The organism is Sphingopyxis sp. P8 (assembly GCF_020622175.1).
Lineage (GTDB): Bacteria > Pseudomonadota > Alphaproteobacteria > Sphingomonadales > Sphingomonadaceae > Sphingopyxis > Sphingopyxis jiangsuensis.
This window is the reverse complement of record NZ_JACNMK010000002.1, coordinates 1,282,741-1,302,132: the sequence shown is the minus strand read 5'-3', so window position 1 is coordinate 1,302,132 and position 19,392 is coordinate 1,282,741. Positions and strand designations below refer to the sequence as shown.

General features: G+C 64.5%; 20 protein-coding genes. 11 read left to right on the top strand and 9 right to left on the bottom strand.

All coding sequences use genetic code 11. The features are described from left to right. Positions 1-25 precede the first annotated feature (25 nt). Genes H7692_RS14630 through H7692_RS14620 form a run of 3 tightly spaced genes read left to right on the top strand, consistent with a single transcriptional unit; the run spans position 26 to position 3,461 of the window. Entirely contained in the window at positions 26-2,254 is a 2,229-nt protein-coding gene (locus H7692_RS14630) for a TonB-dependent receptor (RefSeq protein WP_201927493.1), read from the top strand. A 2-nt stretch (positions 2,255-2,256) separates the two neighbouring features. Continuing rightward, positions 2,257-2,754 (top strand): nuclear transport factor 2 family protein, encoded by a 498-nt coding sequence (locus H7692_RS14625; protein WP_227340433.1) that lies wholly within the window; start codon positions 2,257-2,259, stop codon positions 2,752-2,754. Further along, positions 2,751-3,461, top strand: coding sequence for a glutathione binding-like protein (locus H7692_RS14620; RefSeq protein ID WP_201927496.1), 711 nt, complete (start codon positions 2,751-2,753; stop codon positions 3,459-3,461). Before H7692_RS14625 ends, H7692_RS14620 begins: the two co-directional genes overlap by 4 nt. Positions 3,462-3,479: 18 nt before the next feature. Here H7692_RS14620 and H7692_RS14615 read toward each other — a convergent pair whose 3' ends face one another. After that, on the bottom strand, positions 3,480-4,250 hold the full coding sequence (locus H7692_RS14615; protein ID WP_201927499.1) for an SDR family NAD(P)-dependent oxidoreductase: 771 nt from the start codon (positions 4,248-4,250) through the stop codon (positions 3,480-3,482). Between the two features lie 107 nt (positions 4,251-4,357). Between H7692_RS14615 and H7692_RS14610 the strand changes: the two genes are divergently transcribed. From H7692_RS14610 to H7692_RS14580, 7 genes are read left to right on the top strand one after another with little or no spacing between them, the layout of a single operon-like run. After that, positions 4,358-5,653, top strand: coding sequence for a spinster family MFS transporter (locus H7692_RS14610; protein WP_227340432.1), 1,296 nt, complete (start codon positions 4,358-4,360; stop codon positions 5,651-5,653). Then, on the top strand, positions 5,650-6,537 hold the full coding sequence (locus tag H7692_RS14605; RefSeq protein WP_222137255.1) for an SDR family NAD(P)-dependent oxidoreductase: 888 nt from the start codon (positions 5,650-5,652) through the stop codon (positions 6,535-6,537). Before H7692_RS14610 ends, H7692_RS14605 begins: the two co-directional genes overlap by 4 nt. A 9-nt stretch (positions 6,538-6,546) precedes the next feature. After that, positions 6,547-6,942: a nuclear transport factor 2 family protein gene (locus H7692_RS14600; protein ID WP_201927507.1), complete on the top strand. Its 396-nt coding sequence runs from the start codon at positions 6,547-6,549 to the stop codon at positions 6,940-6,942. A gap of 10 nt (positions 6,943-6,952) precedes the next feature. Next, complete coding sequence (locus H7692_RS14595) at positions 6,953-7,600, top strand: carboxymuconolactone decarboxylase family protein (protein ID WP_222137254.1); 648 nt, start codon at positions 6,953-6,955, stop codon at positions 7,598-7,600. Further along, entirely contained in the window at positions 7,597-8,526 is a 930-nt protein-coding gene (locus tag H7692_RS14590; protein WP_222137253.1) for an SMP-30/gluconolactonase/LRE family protein, read from the top strand. The genes H7692_RS14595 and H7692_RS14590 overlap by 4 nt, the downstream gene beginning before the upstream one ends. Before the next feature lie 43 nt (positions 8,527-8,569). Then, on the top strand, positions 8,570-9,187 hold the full coding sequence (locus tag H7692_RS14585; protein WP_201927515.1) for a glutathione S-transferase family protein: 618 nt from the start codon (positions 8,570-8,572) through the stop codon (positions 9,185-9,187). A gap of 17 nt (positions 9,188-9,204) precedes the next feature. Then, positions 9,205-9,798, top strand: a complete 594-nt coding sequence (locus H7692_RS14580; protein ID WP_227340431.1) for a VOC family protein — start codon at positions 9,205-9,207, stop codon at positions 9,796-9,798. A gap of 70 nt (positions 9,799-9,868) precedes the next feature. On the opposite strand, the gene H7692_RS14575 is transcribed toward H7692_RS14580, so the two are convergent. The 7 genes from H7692_RS14575 to H7692_RS14545 all read right to left on the bottom strand — a co-directional run bounded on the left by H7692_RS14575 (position 9,869) and on the right by H7692_RS14545 (position 18,180). Further along, positions 9,869-11,434: a long-chain-fatty-acid--CoA ligase gene (locus tag H7692_RS14575; protein WP_201927516.1), complete on the bottom strand. Its 1,566-nt coding sequence runs from the start codon at positions 11,432-11,434 to the stop codon at positions 9,869-9,871. 15 nt (positions 11,435-11,449) lie between these two features. Then, positions 11,450-12,142 carry an alpha/beta fold hydrolase gene (locus tag H7692_RS14570; RefSeq protein ID WP_201927518.1) on the bottom strand — a complete coding sequence of 231 codons (693 nt, stop codon included), beginning with the start codon at positions 12,140-12,142 and terminating at the stop codon, positions 11,450-11,452. 15 nt (positions 12,143-12,157) lie between these two features. Then, a complete protein-coding gene (locus H7692_RS14565; RefSeq protein ID WP_222137252.1) occupies positions 12,158-13,078 on the bottom strand; it encodes an NAD(P)-dependent oxidoreductase in 921 nt (306 codons plus the stop codon). Next, positions 13,075-14,373, bottom strand: coding sequence for a phosphopyruvate hydratase (eno, locus tag H7692_RS14560; protein WP_201927522.1), 1,299 nt, complete (start codon positions 14,371-14,373; stop codon positions 13,075-13,077). The genes H7692_RS14565 and eno overlap by 4 nt, the downstream gene beginning before the upstream one ends. Further along, positions 14,370-15,350: a phosphotransferase family protein gene (locus H7692_RS14555; RefSeq protein WP_201927524.1), complete on the bottom strand. Its 981-nt coding sequence runs from the start codon at positions 15,348-15,350 to the stop codon at positions 14,370-14,372. Before H7692_RS14555 ends, eno begins: the two co-directional genes overlap by 4 nt. Further along, positions 15,351-16,481 (bottom strand): alpha/beta hydrolase, encoded by a 1,131-nt coding sequence (locus H7692_RS14550; protein ID WP_227340430.1) that lies wholly within the window; start codon positions 16,479-16,481, stop codon positions 15,351-15,353. 64 nt (positions 16,482-16,545) lie between these two features. After that, entirely contained in the window at positions 16,546-18,180 is a 1,635-nt protein-coding gene (locus H7692_RS14545; protein WP_201927526.1) for a long-chain-fatty-acid--CoA ligase, read from the bottom strand. A gap of 166 nt (positions 18,181-18,346) precedes the next feature. Between H7692_RS14545 and H7692_RS14540 the strand changes: the two genes are divergently transcribed. Beyond that, positions 18,347-18,766 carry a MarR family winged helix-turn-helix transcriptional regulator gene (locus H7692_RS14540; RefSeq protein ID WP_227340429.1) on the top strand — a complete coding sequence of 140 codons (420 nt, stop codon included), beginning with the start codon at positions 18,347-18,349 and terminating at the stop codon, positions 18,764-18,766. On the opposite strand, the gene H7692_RS14535 is transcribed toward H7692_RS14540, so the two are convergent. After that, a complete protein-coding gene (locus tag H7692_RS14535; RefSeq protein WP_227340428.1) occupies positions 18,763-19,335 on the bottom strand; it encodes an NADPH-dependent FMN reductase in 573 nt (190 codons plus the stop codon). The genes H7692_RS14540 and H7692_RS14535 overlap by 4 nt on opposite strands. Between the last annotated feature and the right edge of the window lie 57 nt (positions 19,336-19,392).

The window sequence follows — 19,392 nt, the reverse complement described above, 5'->3', positions numbered from 1 at the left end:
CAAATTTACACAAGGGAGGGTGTCGATGCGCGCATTGGATCAGGTCCTGCTTTCGGGCGTTGCCGGGGCAGCAATTATTTTCGGGGCAGTACCGGCGATGGCGCAAACCGCGCCCGCCGAGGCCCGTTTGGACAATGAGATCATTGTTACTGCGCAAAAGCGCGAACAGGGCATTCAGGACGTCCCGATTTCGATGGAGGTTGTGAGCGGCCAGAGGCTACAGGACCTCGGCGTCAACGATTTCCAGGCGATGTCGTCCTATGTTCCCAACGTCGCCGTCCAAACGACCGCAGGCAACGACGTCATCTATATCCGCGGCTTCGGCTCGCCGCCGTCGAATTTCTCGTTCGACCAAGCGGTCAGCCTGTACGTCGACGGTATCTACGCCGGGCGCAGTCGCCAGACGCAGGCGCCCTTCTTTGACATTGCGCGCGTCGAGGTGCTGCGCGGCCCGCAGGGTGCGCTGTTCGGAAAGAACACGGCGGCGGGCGCGATCAGCGTCGTTTCGGCGACGCCGACGCGCGATTTCGAAGGTTCGCTCACCGGAAGCTATGATTTCGAATATGACGGCTTCGAACTGTCGGGCCATGTGTCGGGGCCGATTTCAGAGACGCTGAGCGTCCGCCTCGCCGGCCGCGTCGTCGACAACAACGGCTATATCCGCAACCTTGCGACGGACAAAAAGAACCCGCAGACGAAGCAGCAACTCGTTCGCTTCACCGCGCTGTGGGAACCCAGCCCCGACTTCGATTTCACCGCGCGCGTCGAATATGGAAACCAGGACATCGAGGGCGGGATCACCGTGTCCGATTCGGCGACAGCCGTCCCCAATCTGCGCCAGACGCGCTTCCTCGAAGATTCGGCGCTTGGCGAAGAAGGCATCCGCGGCGAGACTCTAAACATTTCGGGCACCGCCAACGTCCAGCTCGGCGACTATACGCTAACCTCGATCACCGGATACAGCTGGTTCGATTCGGCGATGATCAACGGGTTCGACCAGACGCTGCCAGGCGGCGGGGTGACGACCAATTCGGTGTACAACAGCTATCCTGAAAAGTTCGACCAATTCTCGCAGGAGATCCGGCTGCTTTCGCCGACCGGTCGCCCGCTTGAATTCATCGTCGGCGCCTATTTCGATAAGTCGGACTATCATCTCGACCAGTTCGGCGGCTTCAATATCGACAATAGCGCGCTGACCTATTTCGGGCTGCTCCACACCTTCTTCGACCAGAAGACCGAATCCTACTCGGTCTTTGGTCAGGCGACGTGGAATGCGACCGACGCGCTGCGTTTCATCGGCAGCCTGCGTTATACGCACACGAAGAAGGAAGCGACGTTCGACGGCGAGCGCATCTATGGCCCGTTCAACCTGCGTCCGATCACGCAGGCGCAGGGCAAGCGCAAGGAAAACAACGTCGATCCGTCGATCACGCTCCAATATGACATCAACCCCGACGTCATGGTTTACGCCACCTATGGCCGCGGGTCGAAGTCGGGTGGCTTCGTGTCGAACACCTATGGCACGACCGATGCGACCTTCCAGTACGAGCCCGAACGATCGCGCAATATCGAGGGCGGCATTCGTGCGACGCTCGGCGTGCTGACGGCCAACGTCTCGGTTTACGATACGCGGTTCAAGAATCTGCAGGTGTCGGTCTATAACCCGACGATCTCGACCTATCAGACAGGCAATGCGGCGAGCGCGGCATCGACGGGGATCGAGAGCACCTTCATTCTGCGACCGTCGCGCCATTTCGACGTGCAGGCATCGGCTGCTTACCAGGATATCCGTTACATCGATTATCCGGGCGCGGCCTGCCTTGCGACGCAGCCGATCTCCGCGTGCGATCCGGCCAATCCGGCGAGCATCGCGGCGAACAATATTGCCGGGGCGCCGCTGCCCTATGTGTCCGACTGGTCGGGAAGCTTGACGGCCCACGCATGGGTGCCGCTGTCGCCCTCGCTCGATCTCGACGTCACCGGGGTGGTGTCGGCGCGTTCGGGATATTTTAATTCAGACAATCAGGACCCGAATTTCGGTTTCCAGCGCGGCTACGCCAAGGTCGATCTGCGCGTCCAATTGAGCGGGCCCGAGGACCGCTGGCACGTCGCGTTCGTCGGGCGCAACCTGACAAACAAGCTAACCGCAGGCAGCGCCTTCCGCCTGCCCTTCCCCATCACCGACGTGACGCGCTCGATCCATTATCTCGAGCCGGCGCGCAGCATTTCGGTCGAGGCGGGCGTCAAATTCTGACAATGCCGGGGGGAGCGGCGGCCATCGCAGACCTGCTTGATCGGCAGTCCGCGGTGGCCGTCGCAATCGCTTATGCCTCGGCGCTCGACGCGCGCGAATGGACAGCGTTTCGCGCACTGTTCGGTGCAAACGTAACGATCGATTATAGCGCAATCGGCTCACTCAAGGCCGACGTATCATCCGACGAGTGGACTGCGCGATGCCGTCTGCTCGAAGCGTTCGGCGCGACCGCGCACCGCCTTTCGAACCTCCAGGCATCGGTCGAGGGCAAACAGGCCGAGGTAGCCGCAATCGTCGACGCCGCCCATTTCATTCGCGACGGAGAGGACGAGCTTATGGGCAACCTCATCGGACGCTACCGGTTCAGGCTGCAGCGCGGCGAGCGCTGGTCCATCGTCGGCGTGACGCTTTCGGTCGCGGGCTATCCGGCAGGCCGGGCGGCATTTGACCGCGTGTTCGCCCTCGCTCGCACCCGTTTCGCACAAGGGGCTTCAGCATGATCGACGTCTATTTCACCCCCACACCGAACGGGCACAAAATATCGATCATGCTCGAGGAAACCGGGCTCGACCACCGGCTGATCAAGATGGACATGCTCGCGGGCGATCACCTGACTGCCGCCTATCGCCGGATCAATCCCAACGGCCGACTTCCCGCCATCGTCGACCATGATCCCGTCGGCGGCGGCGCGCCGCTCCCAATATTCGAAAGCGGTGCCATCCTTCTCTATCTTGCGGAAAAGTCGGGCATGCTCCTCCCCGCCGATCCACGCCGCCGAAGCCAGGCGCAGCAATGGCTGATGTGGCAGATGGCAAGCTTTGGTCCGATGCAGGGACAGGCGCATCATTTCATTCGCTATGCACCCGAAGGCCAGACCTATCCCGTCGAACGCTATCGCAACGAAACGCTCCGGCTGCTCCACGTTCTTAACGGGCGCCTGTCGGAAGCGGACTATCTGGCCGAGGAATATAGCATCGCCGACATCGCGACCTGGCCGTGGACGCGCGCGATACGCGCCATCGGCCTGACGCTCGACGATTATCCCGCAATCGCCGACTGGTTTGTTCGCGTCGGCGAGCGCCCGGCCGTCATCGCAGGGACCGACGTCAAGAACGCCGCCAACCTGTCGAGCGCTCGCCCCGTGCTGAGCGAGGAGCAATGGTCAAACCTTTTCGGCAAGAATATGCTCGAAGCCCCAACGCGGTAACGCCGAGTGGCCGCACGGTCAGACGACCGTGTCGGCGTGCCCCCACTCATAATCGATCGCGCCCTCGAGCCTGCGCACGGCCAGCCAGTCGCCCCCGGCCAGCCTGTCGTCGGCGATGAGCATCGCGACGCCCTCGGCTATATCTTCGGGCAGGCATGCCTCATTGTTGGCGAGCACGGTTTCCATCCATTCCGATTTTCCTCCTGCGCCGGTGGTGTCGAGGATGGGCGTGTCGACAAGCCCCGGCAGGATGCCCATGACGCGGACGCCATGTTCTTCTTTCAGCGAGGCGCAGCAGCGCGTGAACATCATCGCCGCCGCCTTCGTCGTCGCATACATGGCGTCGTAAAAGCCCGTCCCGAGAGCGACCGTCGACACTGTATTGACGATAACGCCGCCGCCGCGCTGGCGCATCGCCTGCACCGCGAGCTGCGTCGCGACGACAAGCGCGGTGACGTTGACGTCGATGATCCATCGCAAGCGCGCGGCGTCGACGTCTGGAAATTGCGGAAGGCCCGACACGACCCCGGCATTATTGTGCAGGATGTCGACGTCGCCATGGTCGCGGAACCAGGCTTCGACCGCAGCGATGTCCGACAGGTCGAGCCGGTGGACGCTTGCACGCGTGCCCTGCGCTTCGACCAGCGCCGCCGTCTCTGCCAGCCCGGCATCATTCACATCGACGAGCGCAATTTCCGCAGCGCCCCGCCGCGCCAGAATTTCGGCGGTCGCGCGACCAATACCGCTCGCCGCGCCCGTCACAATCGCTGTTTTTCCGCGAATCTCCATGCCATCCTCCCTGCATTGGCCGGCACACTGTAAAGCACATTGACAGATAACCTTAAATATCTAAGTATTTTTGAAGCGAGAGGACTCGCCGACCAATGGGGAGAGCCATGACCGAGGCAACCGCCTTCGCGGCCACGAAAGGGGCGCAGATCTATGGGGGAACCGCGCGGCGAAATTTTGCGCTGGGGATGCTCTTCGTCGTCGGCACGATCAATTTCGTCGATCGCCAGCTCCTGTCGGTGCTCGTCGAACCGATCCGCGCCGACATGCAATTCAGCGACACACAGTTCGGGTTGCTGACGGGCCTTGCCTTTGCGCTTTTCTATGCGGCGATGGGGGTGCCGGTCGCGATGATCGCCGACCGCTGGAACCGGGTGAAGCTGATCGGTCTGTCGTGCATCGTGTGGAGCGCCTTCACAGCGGCGTGCGGACTGGCCTCCAACTTCTGGCAGCTCGCCCTGATGCGCTTTGGCGTCGGCGCGGGCGAGGCGGGCGGAACCGCACCGTCGCTGTCGGTGATTGCCGACCTTTATCCCCCGGCCAAGCGCCCCTTCGCCATTGGCCTGTTCACCTGCAACGGCCCGTTCGGCGTTTTCGTCGGCGCGGCGTTCGGCGCGTGGGCGGCGGCCAATATCGGTTGGCGTAACGCCTTTGTCGTAATCGGTATCGTCGGTATCCTCGTCGCGCCGCTTTTGATCTGGCTGGTACGCGAGCCGATGCGCGGGGCGATGGATACGCAGAAACAGGCCGACGCCGCCCTCCCCTTCGGCCAGAGCCTTGCGATGTTCGTGCGCCGCCGCTCGCTCCGCATGGTGATGGTGGGAAGCGGCCTCGCCGCCTTTGTGAGCTATGGCATGCTCAACTGGATCCCCGCCTTTCTGATGCGCACACAAAAGATGCCGCTCGAAGCGATGGCGAGCTGGTTCGCGCCCGCAGCCGGGATCACCTTCGGCGTCGGCATTCTCGGCGGCGGCTGGCTTGTCAGCCGCGCCGCAGAACGCTCGCCGCGCGCCTATGGGACGATCCCGGCGCTCGCGACCGCGGTGCTCGTCCCGACCTTCATCGCGGCGCTGCTCGTCGACAGCTGGCAGCTGTCGCTGGCGCTGATGCTCGTTCCGATGGCGGCCTGCACCGCCTATGTCGCGCCCGCGCTTGCGCTCGTGCAGAACCTCACCCCGCCGCGCTCGCGCGCCACTGCGGCTGCGGTGCTGATGCTGATGTTCAACATCGTCGGCCTCGGCCTCGGGCCGCTCTTTGCCGGCATGGTCAGCGACGCGCTGAAGCCGGAGCATGGCGATGCGAGCCTGCGCTGGGCGCTGATGGCGCTGATGCCTTTCGCGGTCGCGGCGGGCTTTGCCCAGTTCGCGATGACGCGCCACCTCGACAAGGATTTTGCCGAATGACCCCTGTTGCCGGAAAAGCGGCCTTCATCACAGGCGGCGCAAGCGGGATCGGCTTCGCAACCGCCAGGGCGTTGGCAGACAAGGGCGCAGCAGTCATCGTCGCCGACATCGACGGTGCGCGCGTCGAGGACGCGGCCGAGACGCTGCGCCGTGCCGGCGCCGAGGCGCTCGGCATCAGGCTCGACGTCACCAGCGAGGAAGACTGGGCGGCGGCGAGAGAAGCCGCACGCGCCTTCGGCCCGGTACGCATCCTGTTCAGCAACGCGGGGGTCGGCGGCGGATCGGGTCCGTTCGAGCAATATGACACCGACGTCTGGCGCTGGAACTATGCTGTCAACGCGCATGCCCATCTTTATGCGTGCCGCACATTTCTGGGCGGCATGAAGGCTGCCGGCGAGCCCGCCCACATTGTCATCACATCGTCGATGGTCGCTATTGTGCCGCCGCCGATCTCGGTCGCCTACATCAGCTCGAAATTCGCGACGCTGGGCATCGCAATGGCATTGCGCAACGAGTTGGCCGACAGCGGGGTTGGGGTATCGGTGCTGATGCCCGGCATGTCGGCAACACGCATTGTCGAAACGACGCGCGACCTCCGCCCGGTCGAGGTTGAGGTCGGTCAAGCTGCGGTGACGAGCCAGGCGATGCAGGGCGTACTCGCGGGCGGCATGTCGCCCGACCGGATCGGCGCGCGCGTCGTGGCGGCTGTAGAGGCTGGCGACTTCTGGATCTTCACCCACCCCGAATGGAAGGCGATGGCCGAACTGGTGACCGCCGACATGCTGTCGGCGTTCGGCGCGTCCGCCGATCCCGACTATTGCGGCGACGATATCGACGGGCTGATCGCCGCGAACGGCGGCCGCATGTTCGGCGCCAAGGCTTAGGAGAGCGACATGGCCGAAGAGGAACAGATCCGGGCGATGGCGACCCGCTTTTTCGACGCGATCGAGGCGGGCGACATCGATGCGATGCGAAGCTGCTTCACGCCCGACGCCGAAATCTGGCACAACACCGACGAGGCTATCGTCACCCGCGACCAGACTGCGACGACGCTGACCGGGATGGTCGCGCGGATCAAGGACCGAAAATATGCCGAGCGGCGGCTGACGGTTTATCCCGGCGGGTTCGTACAACAGCATGAGCTGAAGGGCGTCCGCGTACACGACGATGTGCCCGTGCGGCTGCCCTGCGCAATCATCTGCCGCGTCGAAGCGGGCAAGATCACGCGCCTCGACGAATATTTCGATTCGGCGCACGTCGCCGAATTCCGCAAATTTGCAAACGCCTGAGGACAAAACCATGCCCGTATTGCGCCAGGTTCCCCGTTCCGAAATCACCGACGAGACGGTCATCGCCTATTACAACCGCCTGTTCGGCGATCGCGACCCGGTGGCCGAGCCGGGCACGGCGACGGGCACGCCCGGCGATTGGTGGACCGTCTATGCACTGTCGCCCGACATCTTCAAACATGCGGTCGACGGCTTTGCCGTCTATCGCAACCCCGCGCGCTCGATCGACCCGGTCTTGCGCGAACTCGGCCAGACGCGCGCCGGTTGGGTCAAGGGAAGCCAGTTCGTCTTTTCACAGCATTGCAAGTCGCTGCGGGGGCTTGGTGTCAGCGAGGACAAGATTGCGAGCATCGCGCATTGGCAGGTCGCCGATTGCTATGACGATCAGGAACGCTCCGTGCTTGCCTATGCCGATTGCCTTAGCCAGGCGGACGGCCGCGTCCCGCTCGAGGTTTTCGACAAGCTCAAAAGCTTCTGGACCGACGAGCAGATTTTCGAATTCACATACATCACCTGCCTGTATGACATGCACGCGGTCATCACCCGCGCACTGCGCATGGAGTTTGATGCCCGCGAGGACCCGATCGTCGAGGTCGCGGCGCCGGAAGGCTTCGACGCCGCCGACTTCCTGAGCGCCCCGCGCCCCACGGGCGAATGAACGACTTCGGCGCGCCCGAGGTCGTCGCCTCGGGCCTGCGCTTTCCCGAAGGACCGGTTCCGATGCCCGACGGGTCGGTGCTGCTCGTCGAAATCGCGCGCGGCACGCTGACGCGCGTGGGCGCGGACGGCGCACTGTCGGTCGTTGCCGAACTCGGCGGCGGGCCGAACGGGCTCGCCGTCGGACCCGACGGCGCAGCCTATGTCTGCAACAATGGCGGGTTCATCTGGACCGAGGCCCAGGGCTTGTTGTTCCCCGGCCATGCGGCGCACGAGGCGGCTTGCGGGTCGATCCAGCGCGTCGACCTCGGGACCGGCGCGGTGACGACGCTGTACGACAGCTTCAAAGGCGCGCCGCTCAGTGGGCCCAACGATATCGTCTTCGACGCAAGCGGCGGTTTCTGGTTCACCGACCATGGCCATGTCCGCGCGAGCGGGCGCGATCATGGCGCGGTCTATTATGCGACCACGGACGGTCAGCGGCTCAGCCTCCAGCGTGCCGCGATGATCGGCCCCAACGGCATCGGCCTCTCGCCCGGTGGCGACATACTTTATGTCAGCGAAACGATGACAGCCCGGCTGTGGGCGATTGATATTGTGATGCCCGGTGTACTCACGCCGCCCCCGCCCTGGGCGCCCGGTCGTTTTGTCGGGACGCCGCCCGCCTTTCGTCTGTTCGACAGTCTCGCAGTCGAGGCGAGCGGGCGCGTCTGCGTCGCGACGATGGTCGAGGGCGGCATCAGCATTTTGGATCCCGCGGGCGGCGCGCCAGAGTTCGTGCCGCTCCCCGATATCGGCATCACCAACATCGCCTTTGGCGGCCCGGACGGCCGCGACGCCTATATCACCGCATCGACAACCGGAACGCTTTATCGCGTCCGCTGGCCACGACCGGGGCTCGCGCTTCACAACTGTCAAATTAATTGACGATTTGCCGCTGTAATGGTAAAGAGCCAAGAGAGAGGACAGCATGAAATTCTATAACAGCGTCGGTCCCAACCCGCGTGTCGTGAAGCTGTTCATGACCGAAAAGGGAATCGAGATCCCCGAGGCCGTCATCGACCTGCGCGGGGGTGAAAACCGCCGCGCACCCTATAATGTAGAGGTCAACCCCGCCGGCCAGACCCCGGCGCTGGAACTCGACGACGGGTCAATCCTCACCGAAATCACCGCAATCTGCGAATATCTGGAAGAGCTTTACCCCGATCCGTCGCTGATCGGCACGACGCCGGAAGAGCGGGCGCAGACGCGAATGTGGGCCCGCCGTGTCGACCTGAAAATCTGCGAGCCGCTGACCAACGGCTTCCGCTTCGCCGAAGGGCTGCCGTTGTTCGAAACGCGGGTGCGCTGCCTGCCCGAGGCAGCGGACGGGCTGAAGGCGACGACGCAAGATGGTATCCGGTGGCTCGATCCGCTGATCGCGGGTCGCGACTTCATCGCGGGCGACCGGCTGACGCTCGCCGACGTCATGCTGTTCGCCTTTCTCCATTTCGGCGCGTCGGTCGGTCAGCCGATCGACCCCGCTGCAACGCATGTCCTGCGCTGGTACGAGCGGATGACGAGCCGCCCCAGCACGAACAATAACTGAACCAAAGGAGACGGATAATGGCGGAAACAAATCCGGAGTTCGATTTTCGCGGCATCAACCACCTTGCGCTGGTGTGCAAAGACATGGCGAAAACGGTCGAATTTTATCGCGACATACTCGGTATGCCGCTCATCAAGACGCTCGAGTTGCCGGGCGGGCGCGGCCAGCATTTCTTTTTCGATGTCGGCAACGGCGACAGCATCGCCTTCTTCTGGTTCAACAATGCGCGCCCCGGCGTCCCAGGCGTTTCGGCACCGCAGGCACTTCCGGGCGAAGGCGATTTCACGTCGGCGCACGGGTCGATGAACCATATTGCGATCAATGTCGCGGCCGACAAATTCGACGAGTATTGTACGCGGCTCGCCGAAAAGGGCGTGAAGGTTTCGGGCGTCCTCAATCACGACGATTCGGACACCAACCTCGCAGAAGAACTGCACCCCGGCGTGTTCGTCCGCTCGATTTATTTCTTCGATCCCGACGGCATCTGCCTCGAGTTTGCCGCCTGGACGAAGGAATTCGACGACAGCGATGTCGCGCACGATCCGATGCAGGCCGACGGCACGCGGCGCGAAGGACTGATCACCGGCCGAACCCCGGCGACCGCAGCTTGAATTTCCAGAGCCACTGGAACTCCTCCTCGACCCGGCCATTGGCCGGGTTCCTTTTTTGAAGTTCCGACGCTTATCCGACCGCGCGGTCGCGGCCTTCCCAGAAGGGCGCACGCAACTCGCGGCGAAGCACCTTGCCCGACGGATTGCGCGGCAGCGCATCGATGAACTCGACGCTTTTCGGAACCTTGTAGGCCGCGATCCGCTCGCGTGCCCAGGCGACGATATCCGCAGGGTCGGGCTGCGCCCCGGCCGCCGGGACGATCAGCGCCTTCACGGCTTCGCCCCATTTGTCGTCGGGAACGCCGATGACCGCGACGTCGGCGACACCGGGGCAGCCCATGATCGCGCTTTCGACCTCGGCCGGATAGACATTCTCGCCGCCCGAAACGATCATGTCCTTGATGCGGTCGTGGACGTAATAGAATCCGTCGGCATCGCGGCATCCGACGTCGCCGGTGTGGAGCCAGCCGCCTGCTAGCGTTTCCTCGGTCGCCGCCGCGCGGTCCCAATATTCCTTCATCACGATTGCACCGCGAATGGCGATCTCGCCGATCTCGCCGACGCCCAGCGCGCGCCCATCGCCGTCGAGGATCGCCATTTCGATCCCCGGCCACGGCTTGCCGCACGAGGTCAGCTTGCCCGGCAAGTCGTGCGCGGCAGGGGCGAGATAGGAGCCGCCCCCCGCCGATTCGGTCATGCCGTAAAATTGCACAAAGTCGCAGCCGAAGGCCTGCCGCGCACGGCGCAGCACATCCTCGGCAATCGGCGACGCACCATAGGCGATCGAGCGGAGTTCGGGGAAGCCCCCCTCCACCGCCCCCGGGTCGAGCAGCATCATCTGGATCATCGCAGGCGCCAGGAATGCATGCGCAACCCGCTCGCGGCGCATCATGTGCAGCGCGTCGGCAGCAGCGAAATCCTTGACGAGAACCAGCCGCCCGCCCTGCGCCAATCCCGAGAAACTGACGTTCGTCCCAGCGACGTGGAACAGGGGCATGACGATCATAACGGTTTCATCCTCGCCATAGGCGAAGCCATCGACCTCCGTCGCGGCTTCGAGGAAGGCGCGATAATTGCGATTGGTCAGGACCACACCCTTCGGCAGCCCCGTCGTGCCGCTCGTGTATAGCTGCAGCACATCATCAGCTAACTCGGGCGCGTCTGCGAGCGGTGCATCCCCCGCACCACCGAGCCACGTCTCGAGGGGCAGGAATGCGGGATGTTCGCCGTAAAGCGCGATCAGCAGCGGCGGGGCCGGCAGGTCGGCGACCGCCGCCAGCGCGCAGTCAAAGAAATCCTCGCCGACGAACAGCAGTCGGGGCGCAGCGTCGCCCAGGATGAAGCCGATCTCGGCGGGTGCGAGGCGGCAATTGATCGGCGCGAAACAGGCACGTGCCCGCGCCGTTCCGAAAAAGAGCGGATACCAGCTATCGTGGTTCTTGGTGAGTGCCGATACCCGGTCGCCCGGGCGAAACCCTGTCACGCGCAGGGCGTGCGCGACGCGGTTTGCACGCGCGTCGAGTTCGGAAAAGCTCGTCTCGCGGTCCTCGAACTTGACCGCCACCGCATCGCCCCGGCGCCGCGCCCATGCCGCCGGGATGTCCGCCAGCGTCCGAATTGCATCGAGGTCGATCATCGCCCAATCCCTTGTCTATTCATCCAGAAACGCCGCAAGGATCGTCCGGAACCGGTCCGGCGCCTCGACCATCGGCAGATGGCCTGCACCTTCGATTGTCACCGAGCGGGCGCCGGGGATCGCCTCGGCAATTTCTTCATGGTGCGCCGCGCTCACGATACCGTCGCCATCGCCGCGAACAAGCAGCACGGGCACCGCGATGTCCCCGAGCCGCGGGCGACTGTCGACCCGCGCCATGATCGCACGCTGCTGCGCGAGGAAGGTTTCGGCGCCCGTGTCGGCCGCCATCTGTCGCGCGATGCCGAGCAAGCGGGCATCGGCGCGTTTTTCCTCGGGGAAGAGGATGGGGATGCGTTCCTCGACGACCTGTTCGAATTTTCCGCTTTCGACGAGGTCGATATAGCCCTGCCGCCGCACGGTCTGCGCTGGACCGTCGGCCGGGGCGAGCGTCGAAACGAGCGCCAGCCGCTCGACACGTTCGGGGGCGCGGCGCATCACCTCGAACGCGATAAAGCCTCCCATTGCGTGGGCGACCAGCGCGAAACGCGGCGGCGCATTTTCGAGCAGGCGCGCGGCAAAGGCTTCGATGCTGTCGTCGCTCTTATTGTCGGCGACAACAAGCTCCCGGTCGGGCCACGCCTCGCGCAAGGGCGCCCATACCGCTTCGGTGAGCAATTGGCCGGTGATGAGAAAAATTGGGAGGGTCATGGCGCTTGGTCCGTATCAAACGGCGCGGTGGAGCAACGCTTCGCCCGCGGCAAGCCGGCGGCAGTTTTCATGCGCCACCGTCAGGCTTCGCACGAGCGTTTCGGGGGTGAGCCAGGCGATATGCGGGGCGAGCACGACATTGGGCAGGCCGAGCAGCAGATTGCCGCGCGGCAGCGGCTCTTCGGCGAACACGTCGAGCCCCGCGCCGCGCAAATGGCCGCTTGTCAGCGCCTCGCCCAACCGCCCCTCGTCGATCAGCTCGCCGCGCGCGCAATTTACCAGCACCGCGCCCTTCTTCATCGCAAAAGGGTCGATGCTCGCGCGGGTGTCGTCGGTGAGCGGCATATGCAGCGAGACGATGTCGCTTTGCGCGATCAGACGGTCGAGCGGCCAATGCTCATAGGTGACGGGCTTTTCGCTACGCGCCGTATAGACGACCCTCGCCCCCAGCGCTTCGAGCACCGGCGCGAGCCGCTGTGCCGAATGGCCGAAACCGACGAGACCGACGGTGCGCCCCTTAATCTCGCCGACCAAGTCGAGTTCCGATGGATCGGCGGTCCAGCCCTCGCCCGCTCGCGTGCGCGCATCAAAGAAGCAGGTGCGGCGCAGCACCGCGATCATCAGCGACAGCGCCATTTCGGCGACCGCCTGGCTGTTGGTGCCCGGCATGTTGCATACGGCAACGTCATGCTCGCGGGCGGCATCAAGCGCGATGGTGTTCACGCCGACGCCGAGCTTCTGTATCAGCTTGAGATTGGGCGCCGAGGCGATAAAGTCGGCCGTTACCGGGGTCAGGACGTGCAGCAGCGCGCTAATCTCGCCCGCCACATCATCAAGCGGCGCGGCTTCGTCGACATGGGTCACGACGCCGGGGCCGAAAATAGCATCGACGGCTTCCCGAAAACCGGGGCTCGGACGTGCGTGAAGGACGATCATGCCGTCACCTGGCCGATCGATCCGGCAAAGGCCGAGAACCCCGCCCATTCGGCGTCGCTTCCCAACGCCTCCTCGATCCGCAACATTTCGTTCCATTTCGCCATGCGTTCAGAGCGGGTGAAGCTGCCGACCTTCAATTGCCCCGCGTCCCAGCCGGAGGCGAGATGCGCGATGGTGACATCCTCGCTCTCGCCCGACCGCGCCGAAACGATGGCGCCCCAGCCGCGCTGGACGGCTGCCTCGATCGCGGCCTTTGCCTCGGTCACCGTACCAACCTGATTGACCTTGATGAGCGCGGCATTGCAGACCGCCGCATCGCCCGCCCGCGCGACGCGCTCTGCATTGGTGACGAGAACATCGTCGCCGATGATCTGCACCCGGTCGCCGATGCTGGCGGTGACCGCCGCCATCGTCGTCCAATCGTCCTGCCCCGCCGGGTCCTCGATCGACAGGATCGGATAGCGTCCCGCCCATTCGATGATGCGGGCCGCCATTTCCTCGCCCGACAGCCGCCGGTCGTCGAGCGCGAGGTCATAGCCCGCCGCGTCGCCAAGCTCGTTCGCGGCAATGTCGAGCGAGATGAACACGTCTTCGCCCGCGCGGTGCCCGCTCGCCTCGATGGCCTTGGTCAACGTGTCGAGCGCATCTTCGTTCGACGCAAAATTGGGCCACCAGCCGCCTTCGTCGGCGACTCCAGAGAGCGGCCCCTTGGCCTCCATCAGCCTGCCCGCGGCGCGATAGACCTCCTCGGTAATTTCGAGCGCGCGGCGAAAGTTTCCCGCCCTGGGGCACATCACCATGAAATCCTGCACATCGGTCCGCCGCCCGGCATGGGCGCCGCCGCCGAAAATCTGGATCTCGGGCAGCGGAGTCCGAATCTTGCGTCCGTCAGCCAGGTAGCGCCAAAGCGGTACGCGCGCGTTTGCCGCGGCGGCGTGGAGCACTGCCATCGACACCGCCACCACGGCATTGGCGCCAAGCCGCGCCTTGTTGGGCGTGCCGTCGAGATCGCACAGAAGCCTGTCGACCGCCGCCTGGTCGCGCGCGTCCTGACCCGCCAACGCGCGCGCAATCTCGGTACCAATGCCAGCGACCGCACTGTTCACCCCGAAGCCGCCGAATGCCGCCCCGCCGTCGCGCAGGTCGATGGCCTCATGCGCACCGCGCGACGCGCCCGCAGGCGCAATCGCGCGCCCGACCGCGCCCGATTCGAGCGTCACTTCGGCCTCGACCGTCGGGCGTCCCCGCGAATCCCAAATCTGACGGCCGGTGACAGCCGCGATGCGCGAACTCATGATATTGTCCTTTTCCATTCAGTGACGAGCGCGCCCAGCGGCGCGGGCGACAGCAGTAGTGCGCGCGCCTGTTCGGCGACGATGCACTTGTGATCGGGGTCGGTCAGATAGGGCGCGGGCGACTTGCCCTCGACCCGCGCAAGCAGCAGCGCTGCGGCGATCTGGCCGGCGCGGAGCATCAGCGCGTCTGCGTCCTCCCAATCGATGCCGTTGCTATAGGCCGTGACGAGCGCGGCAGCAGCGTCGCGCAGCCGCCCGTCATCGAGCCAGACGAGTTTGAGCAGCAGGTGCGTGGTGCAAAAGGCGAGGTCAAAGGCGGGGTCGCCATAAACCGCGCATTCGGCGTCGAGAAACAGCGGGCCGGCGGGTGCGACAAGGATATTCTTCGGGCTGACATCACCATGCACCAGCGCGCGCTTGGAGCAAGCGAGTTCGTCGGCGAGCGTATAAAGCGGTTCAGCGACAGCCTTATCGCGCTGCGCCACATAGAGCAGAAAAGGGTCGATACGCAGCGCGCGGAACATCGCGTCGGTGGCGAATGCATCGCGGTCGGCGGGGCTGTCCGCCGTGGCAGCATGCACCGCGACGATGCGCGCGCCGACCGCGGCAGCGAAGGTGGGATCGACACGACCCGCGACTAGCTCATCCTTCCACACGGGAGCGTGGGGAACGAAGCGCATAGCAAAGCCATAGCCGGGCAATTCGGCCACCACCTCGGGCGCCATGCGCGGATCGACCGATTGCGCGCGCTGCAGCCAGCGCACTTCGCTCGCACCGCGCTCGACCGGCGCGTGCCAGTCGGCGGCGACGCGCAATTGTTCGAGCGGGCGCTTGACGACGAGCGGGCCGGACGCCGTTTCGACCTTCCACACGTCGCACGAAACGCCGCCGGTCAACGGTTCGACCGCCGCATCGTCAGCGACGACAATGCCGGCGCCGCGCAGGTCGTCGATCAGGGCCGCGCCAGTCGCGTCCACTTACAGCTTCTCCCGAACCCATGCCCCGACCAGGTCGGCAGCGTTCCGGCGCTCTTCGATCGAATCCTCGAAATAATGCGCCCCGGGGATCAGTTCGAGCTGTTTGTCCTCCGTGCCCAGAAAGTCGAAGATCTTGCGTGCATCGCTCGGGAAGACGCCGGTGTCGGCGGTGCCCTGGACGACCAGCGCGGGGGTGTCGTGTTTCGCGAGATGCGGCTGGCCCTGACACGGCGAGGTTTCGAGGCTCCACATGTTGAGCCAGGTCTTGATCGTGTTCGCCCGCCCGATGCTCGGGGTGCGGTTGGCGATCGCGGGGTCGCCGCGATAGCACCAGTTGGGCTTGCGGTCGGACGGGTCGATCGCCGGATCGACGCAGCGGATGTCGCCCCAGCAGCGGAACATCGGAAAGATGCGGTCGGGGATGCCCGCATCGCTGAGTCGCTTCAATTCGGCCTTCGCCCAATCGGTGATGCGCTGGTTGCGCGCCCGTTGGGCAGCGCGGTATCGGGCGATGAAATCGTCCGAATAGGGCGGGCCGTTGTCGGGGTTGAACGGGTCGAGTTCGGGGTCGGTCGCGACCGGGTCATTCTCGTCGATCACCGATGCGTCCATCCAGTCGGTGAGCACCTCGGGCCGCCCCTGATGCGCGTTGAAGCTGATATAAAGGTCGCCCTTCACCAGACTGGCAAGCGCATCCTGCCCGGCGGCCGGCAGACGGTCGGTCAGCGTCGGCGCAATGGCTTCGGCCTGATAGGCGCCCATCAGCGAACCGCCCCCCGAATTGCCGAGGATGACGATCGCCTCGACCCCGGCCTCCTCCTTCAGCCATTGCATGCCGACGCCGATGTCGACGATCGCGTGCTCGAGCAGGAACTGATCCTCCATTCCGCGATAGCGCGTGTTCCAGCCGAGGAAGCCGAAACCCTGCCGCGCGAAATATGGGGCGATGTAATGTTCGGAAAAATCGACATTATAATGGGTGGCGATGATCGCGACCTTCGGGCGCTTGCCCGCCTCAGTCCAATAGATGCCCTGGCACGGATGGCCGCCCGCCTGGATGCGCGGCGCGGTCGGCGAAACGCGGCCGATGAATTGTGCGTCCAGCCCTTCGATCCCGTTCGGGTCCATCATCGCCTCTCCTGCTTGTTGCAGCTCGTAGTCATCCCGGTCCGGGATGACGAGAGCGGGTTCCATGTTATCGACTGACCTCGAACGGCAGTTCATAGGCTTCGAGCCCTGCGCGGATCGCCTTCTTGTCGATCTTGCCGGTCGGACCGAGGGGAATTTCATCGACGAACAATATGTCGTCGGGCATCCACCATTTCGCGATCCGCCCATCGAGATAGGCACGCACATCGTCGCCGGTCGCGCTCGCGCCGGGTTTGAGCTGGCAGAGCAGGATCGGCCGCTCGTCCCATTTGGGGTGGGCTACGCCAACCACGGCGGCCACCGCCACCGCCTCATGCCCCGTCGCGATATTTTCCAATTCGATCGAGCTGATCCACTCGCCGCCCGATTTGACGACATCCTTCGCGCGGTCGGTGATCTGCATATAGCCTTCGCTGTCGATGGTACTGACGTCGCCGGTGTCGAAGAATCCCTCGGCGTCGAGTACGTCGCCGCCCTCCCCACCATAATAGCTGCGCGCGATCGTCGGTCCCTTCACCATCAGCCGCCCGGGCGTCTTGCCGTCGTGCGGCAAGCGATTGCCCGCGTCGTCGACCAGCTTCATCTCGAGCCCGCAAAGCAGCCGCCCCTGTTTGAGCTTGTACGTCATCTGCTCGCCATCGGATTTCGCCGCGACCGAAGCATTGGGTACCGACACCGTGCCGAGCGGCGAGGTTTCAGTCATGCCCCACCCCTGGATGACGTCGACGCCATAATCGTCGCGGAAGGTGCGGACGAGCGACTCGGGGCAGGCCGAGCCGCCGATGGTCACGCGTTCGAGCGTCGTGAAGCGTTTGCCATTGTCCTGCATATATTGGAGCAGCATTTGCCAGACGGTCGGCACCGCCGCCGAATAGGTCACGCCTTCCGCCTCAATCAGATTATAGATGGACTCGCCGTCCATCCTTTGCCCCGGCAGCACGAGCTTTGCGCCGACCGCTGGCGCCGAATAGACGACGCCCCAGGCGTTGGCGTGATACATGGGCACGACCAACAGCACGGTATCGCGCGCAGACAGAGCGAGCGCGTCGCGCTGCAGGGTCATCAGCGCATGGATATAGTTGGAACGGTGCGAATAGAGCACCCCCTTCGGATTGCCCGTCGTGCCGCTGGTATAGCAAAGCCCGCACGCCGCATTTTCATCGAACCCACCCCACGCATATTCGTCCGAATGGCCGGAAATCCAGTTGTCGAATGCGACCGCCGCATAGCGTGTGGCGGGGAGCGAAGCCTCGTCGCAGAAGAAGATCACCTTTTCGATCGACGGAACCTCCGGCAGCAGTTCGCCGACCAGATCGGCAACCGCCGGATCGGCGAGGAGCAGCCGGTCGCCGGCATGATTGGCGATATAGGCGATCTGCTCGAGGAAAAGCCGTGGGTTGAGCGTGTGCAACACCGCGCCCATTCCCGCCGCACCATACCAAGCGGCCAGGTGCCGCGCACCGTTCCACGCCATCGTGGCCACCCGGTCGCCGCGGGCAATTCCTTCTGCCGCGAGCGCATTCGACACGCGCTTCGCGTCGGCATGGACCGCGGCATAATCGGCGTGGGTGACATGCCCATCGGCATCGCGCGACACAATCTCGCGCGCGCCATGCCACGCCGCCGCATGATCGATGATCCGGTCGACCGTCAGCGGCGCATTCTGCATCAAACCGTCCATGCGGAGCCTCTCTCCCTTCATTGTCGAGAAAGATAGTATACTAAGTATTATGGCATTGCAACGCTGCCGTGCCTTGCTTCGCCCGCCGCGGTCCATTAGCTTGGCCGCCTCGGGCGATCGGTCGCCGGTATGGGGCATTCGTGGCCGTCAGATGCGCACAAACCAATTGATTATCGCACTTTTTCAACGCTTTTGCTGGCTGGACGAAGGCCTGCAGGCACGGCTGCGCGCGCGCGGCTGGCCCGACATCAGTCGACCGCAGTCGATGGTAATGACCAATATCGTCACCGGCGTCGTGCGGCCGTCGGATATCGCGCGCAACCTCGGCCTGTCGCGGCAGGCGGTGCACAATACGATCAATCAGATGGTCGGCCTCGGCATCGTCCAGCTGGCGCCCGATCCGACCGATCGGCGCCATATGATCGTGTCGCTGACCGAAACCGGCGCGCGGATGCGGCAGGATGCGCAGCGCGCGATGGACGGACTCGGCGACCAGCTCGCCGAAAGGCTGGGGCACGATCGCTTCGACGCACTGCTCGCGGCGCTCGAAGCCGACTGGGGCGACAATATGGAACAGCCCGCCTAAGCGAGCGAGCGCGCCACCGTCACGAGCCGCGCCGCCACCACATCGACGAGCGAGGCAGGCAGCGCGTCCTTGAGGTTGCCCCCCTCGTCGAACGCCATATGCGCATTGGGCACGAGCAGTTGGTCGGGGATCACCAGCGTCTGGACGGTCGACAGGATCTGGCGCAGGTGCATCAGCCCGCGTAGCCCACCGAAAGGGCTGACCGACGCCGCCATCAGCGCCGTCACCTTGCCGCGATAGGCACTGAGCGCGACCGCACTTTCGTCGCCGCTCGGGCGCGAGGCCCAGTCGATGGCGTTCTTGAGCAGCGGTGATACCGACCCATTATATTCGGGCGACACGAACAACAGCCCGTCCTGCGCCATGAACAGCGCCTTCAGCCGTCGCGCTTCCTCGGGAAAAGCCTCGGCCTCGAGCTTGGCCGAATAGAGGGGCAAATCATAATCGCCGAGATCGACGTCGGTAACGCTCGCGCCGTGCGATTCGAGCGCGCCGATCGCGAGCCTGCCCAGCGCGCGGTTATACGAGCATTCGCGCACGCTCCCGACGATGACCGCAATCTTTGCCAATTCGCCCTCCCTGTTCCGATTTGATTAGAATACTAATCATTGGCGAGCGTTTCGCAA

What these genes read in the sequence shown, in the direction of transcription:
- H7692_RS14630 (WP_201927493.1), top strand. Translation starts at nt 26, where the DNA reads ATGCGCGCATTGGATCAGGTCCTGCTTTCGGGCGTTGCCGGGGCAGCA.
- H7692_RS14625 (WP_227340433.1), top strand. Translation starts at nt 2,257, where the DNA reads ATGCCGGGGGGAGCGGCGGCCATCGCAGACCTGCTTGATCGGCAGTCC.
- H7692_RS14620 (WP_201927496.1), top strand. Translation starts at nt 2,751, where the DNA reads ATGATCGACGTCTATTTCACCCCCACACCGAACGGGCACAAAATATCG.
- H7692_RS14615 (WP_201927499.1), bottom strand. Translation starts at nt 4,250, where the DNA reads ATGGAGATTCGCGGAAAAACAGCGATTGTGACGGGCGCGGCGAGCGGT.
- H7692_RS14610 (WP_227340432.1), top strand. Translation starts at nt 4,358, where the DNA reads ATGACCGAGGCAACCGCCTTCGCGGCCACGAAAGGGGCGCAGATCTAT.
- H7692_RS14605 (WP_222137255.1), top strand. Translation starts at nt 5,650, where the DNA reads ATGACCCCTGTTGCCGGAAAAGCGGCCTTCATCACAGGCGGCGCAAGC.
- H7692_RS14600 (WP_201927507.1), top strand. Translation starts at nt 6,547, where the DNA reads ATGGCCGAAGAGGAACAGATCCGGGCGATGGCGACCCGCTTTTTCGAC.
- H7692_RS14595 (WP_222137254.1), top strand. Translation starts at nt 6,953, where the DNA reads ATGCCCGTATTGCGCCAGGTTCCCCGTTCCGAAATCACCGACGAGACG.
- H7692_RS14590 (WP_222137253.1), top strand. Translation starts at nt 7,597, where the DNA reads ATGAACGACTTCGGCGCGCCCGAGGTCGTCGCCTCGGGCCTGCGCTTT.
- H7692_RS14585 (WP_201927515.1), top strand. Translation starts at nt 8,570, where the DNA reads ATGAAATTCTATAACAGCGTCGGTCCCAACCCGCGTGTCGTGAAGCTG.
- H7692_RS14580 (WP_227340431.1), top strand. Translation starts at nt 9,205, where the DNA reads ATGGCGGAAACAAATCCGGAGTTCGATTTTCGCGGCATCAACCACCTT.
- H7692_RS14575 (WP_201927516.1), bottom strand. Translation starts at nt 11,434, where the DNA reads ATGATCGACCTCGATGCAATTCGGACGCTGGCGGACATCCCGGCGGCA.
- H7692_RS14570 (WP_201927518.1), bottom strand. Translation starts at nt 12,142, where the DNA reads ATGACCCTCCCAATTTTTCTCATCACCGGCCAATTGCTCACCGAAGCG.
- H7692_RS14565 (WP_222137252.1), bottom strand. Translation starts at nt 13,078, where the DNA reads ATGATCGTCCTTCACGCACGTCCGAGCCCCGGTTTTCGGGAAGCCGTC.
- eno (WP_201927522.1), bottom strand. Translation starts at nt 14,373, where the DNA reads ATGAGTTCGCGCATCGCGGCTGTCACCGGCCGTCAGATTTGGGATTCG.
- H7692_RS14550 (WP_227340430.1), bottom strand. Translation starts at nt 16,481, where the DNA reads ATGATGGACCCGAACGGGATCGAAGGGCTGGACGCACAATTCATCGGC.
- H7692_RS14545 (WP_201927526.1), bottom strand. Translation starts at nt 18,180, where the DNA reads ATGGACGGTTTGATGCAGAATGCGCCGCTGACGGTCGACCGGATCATC.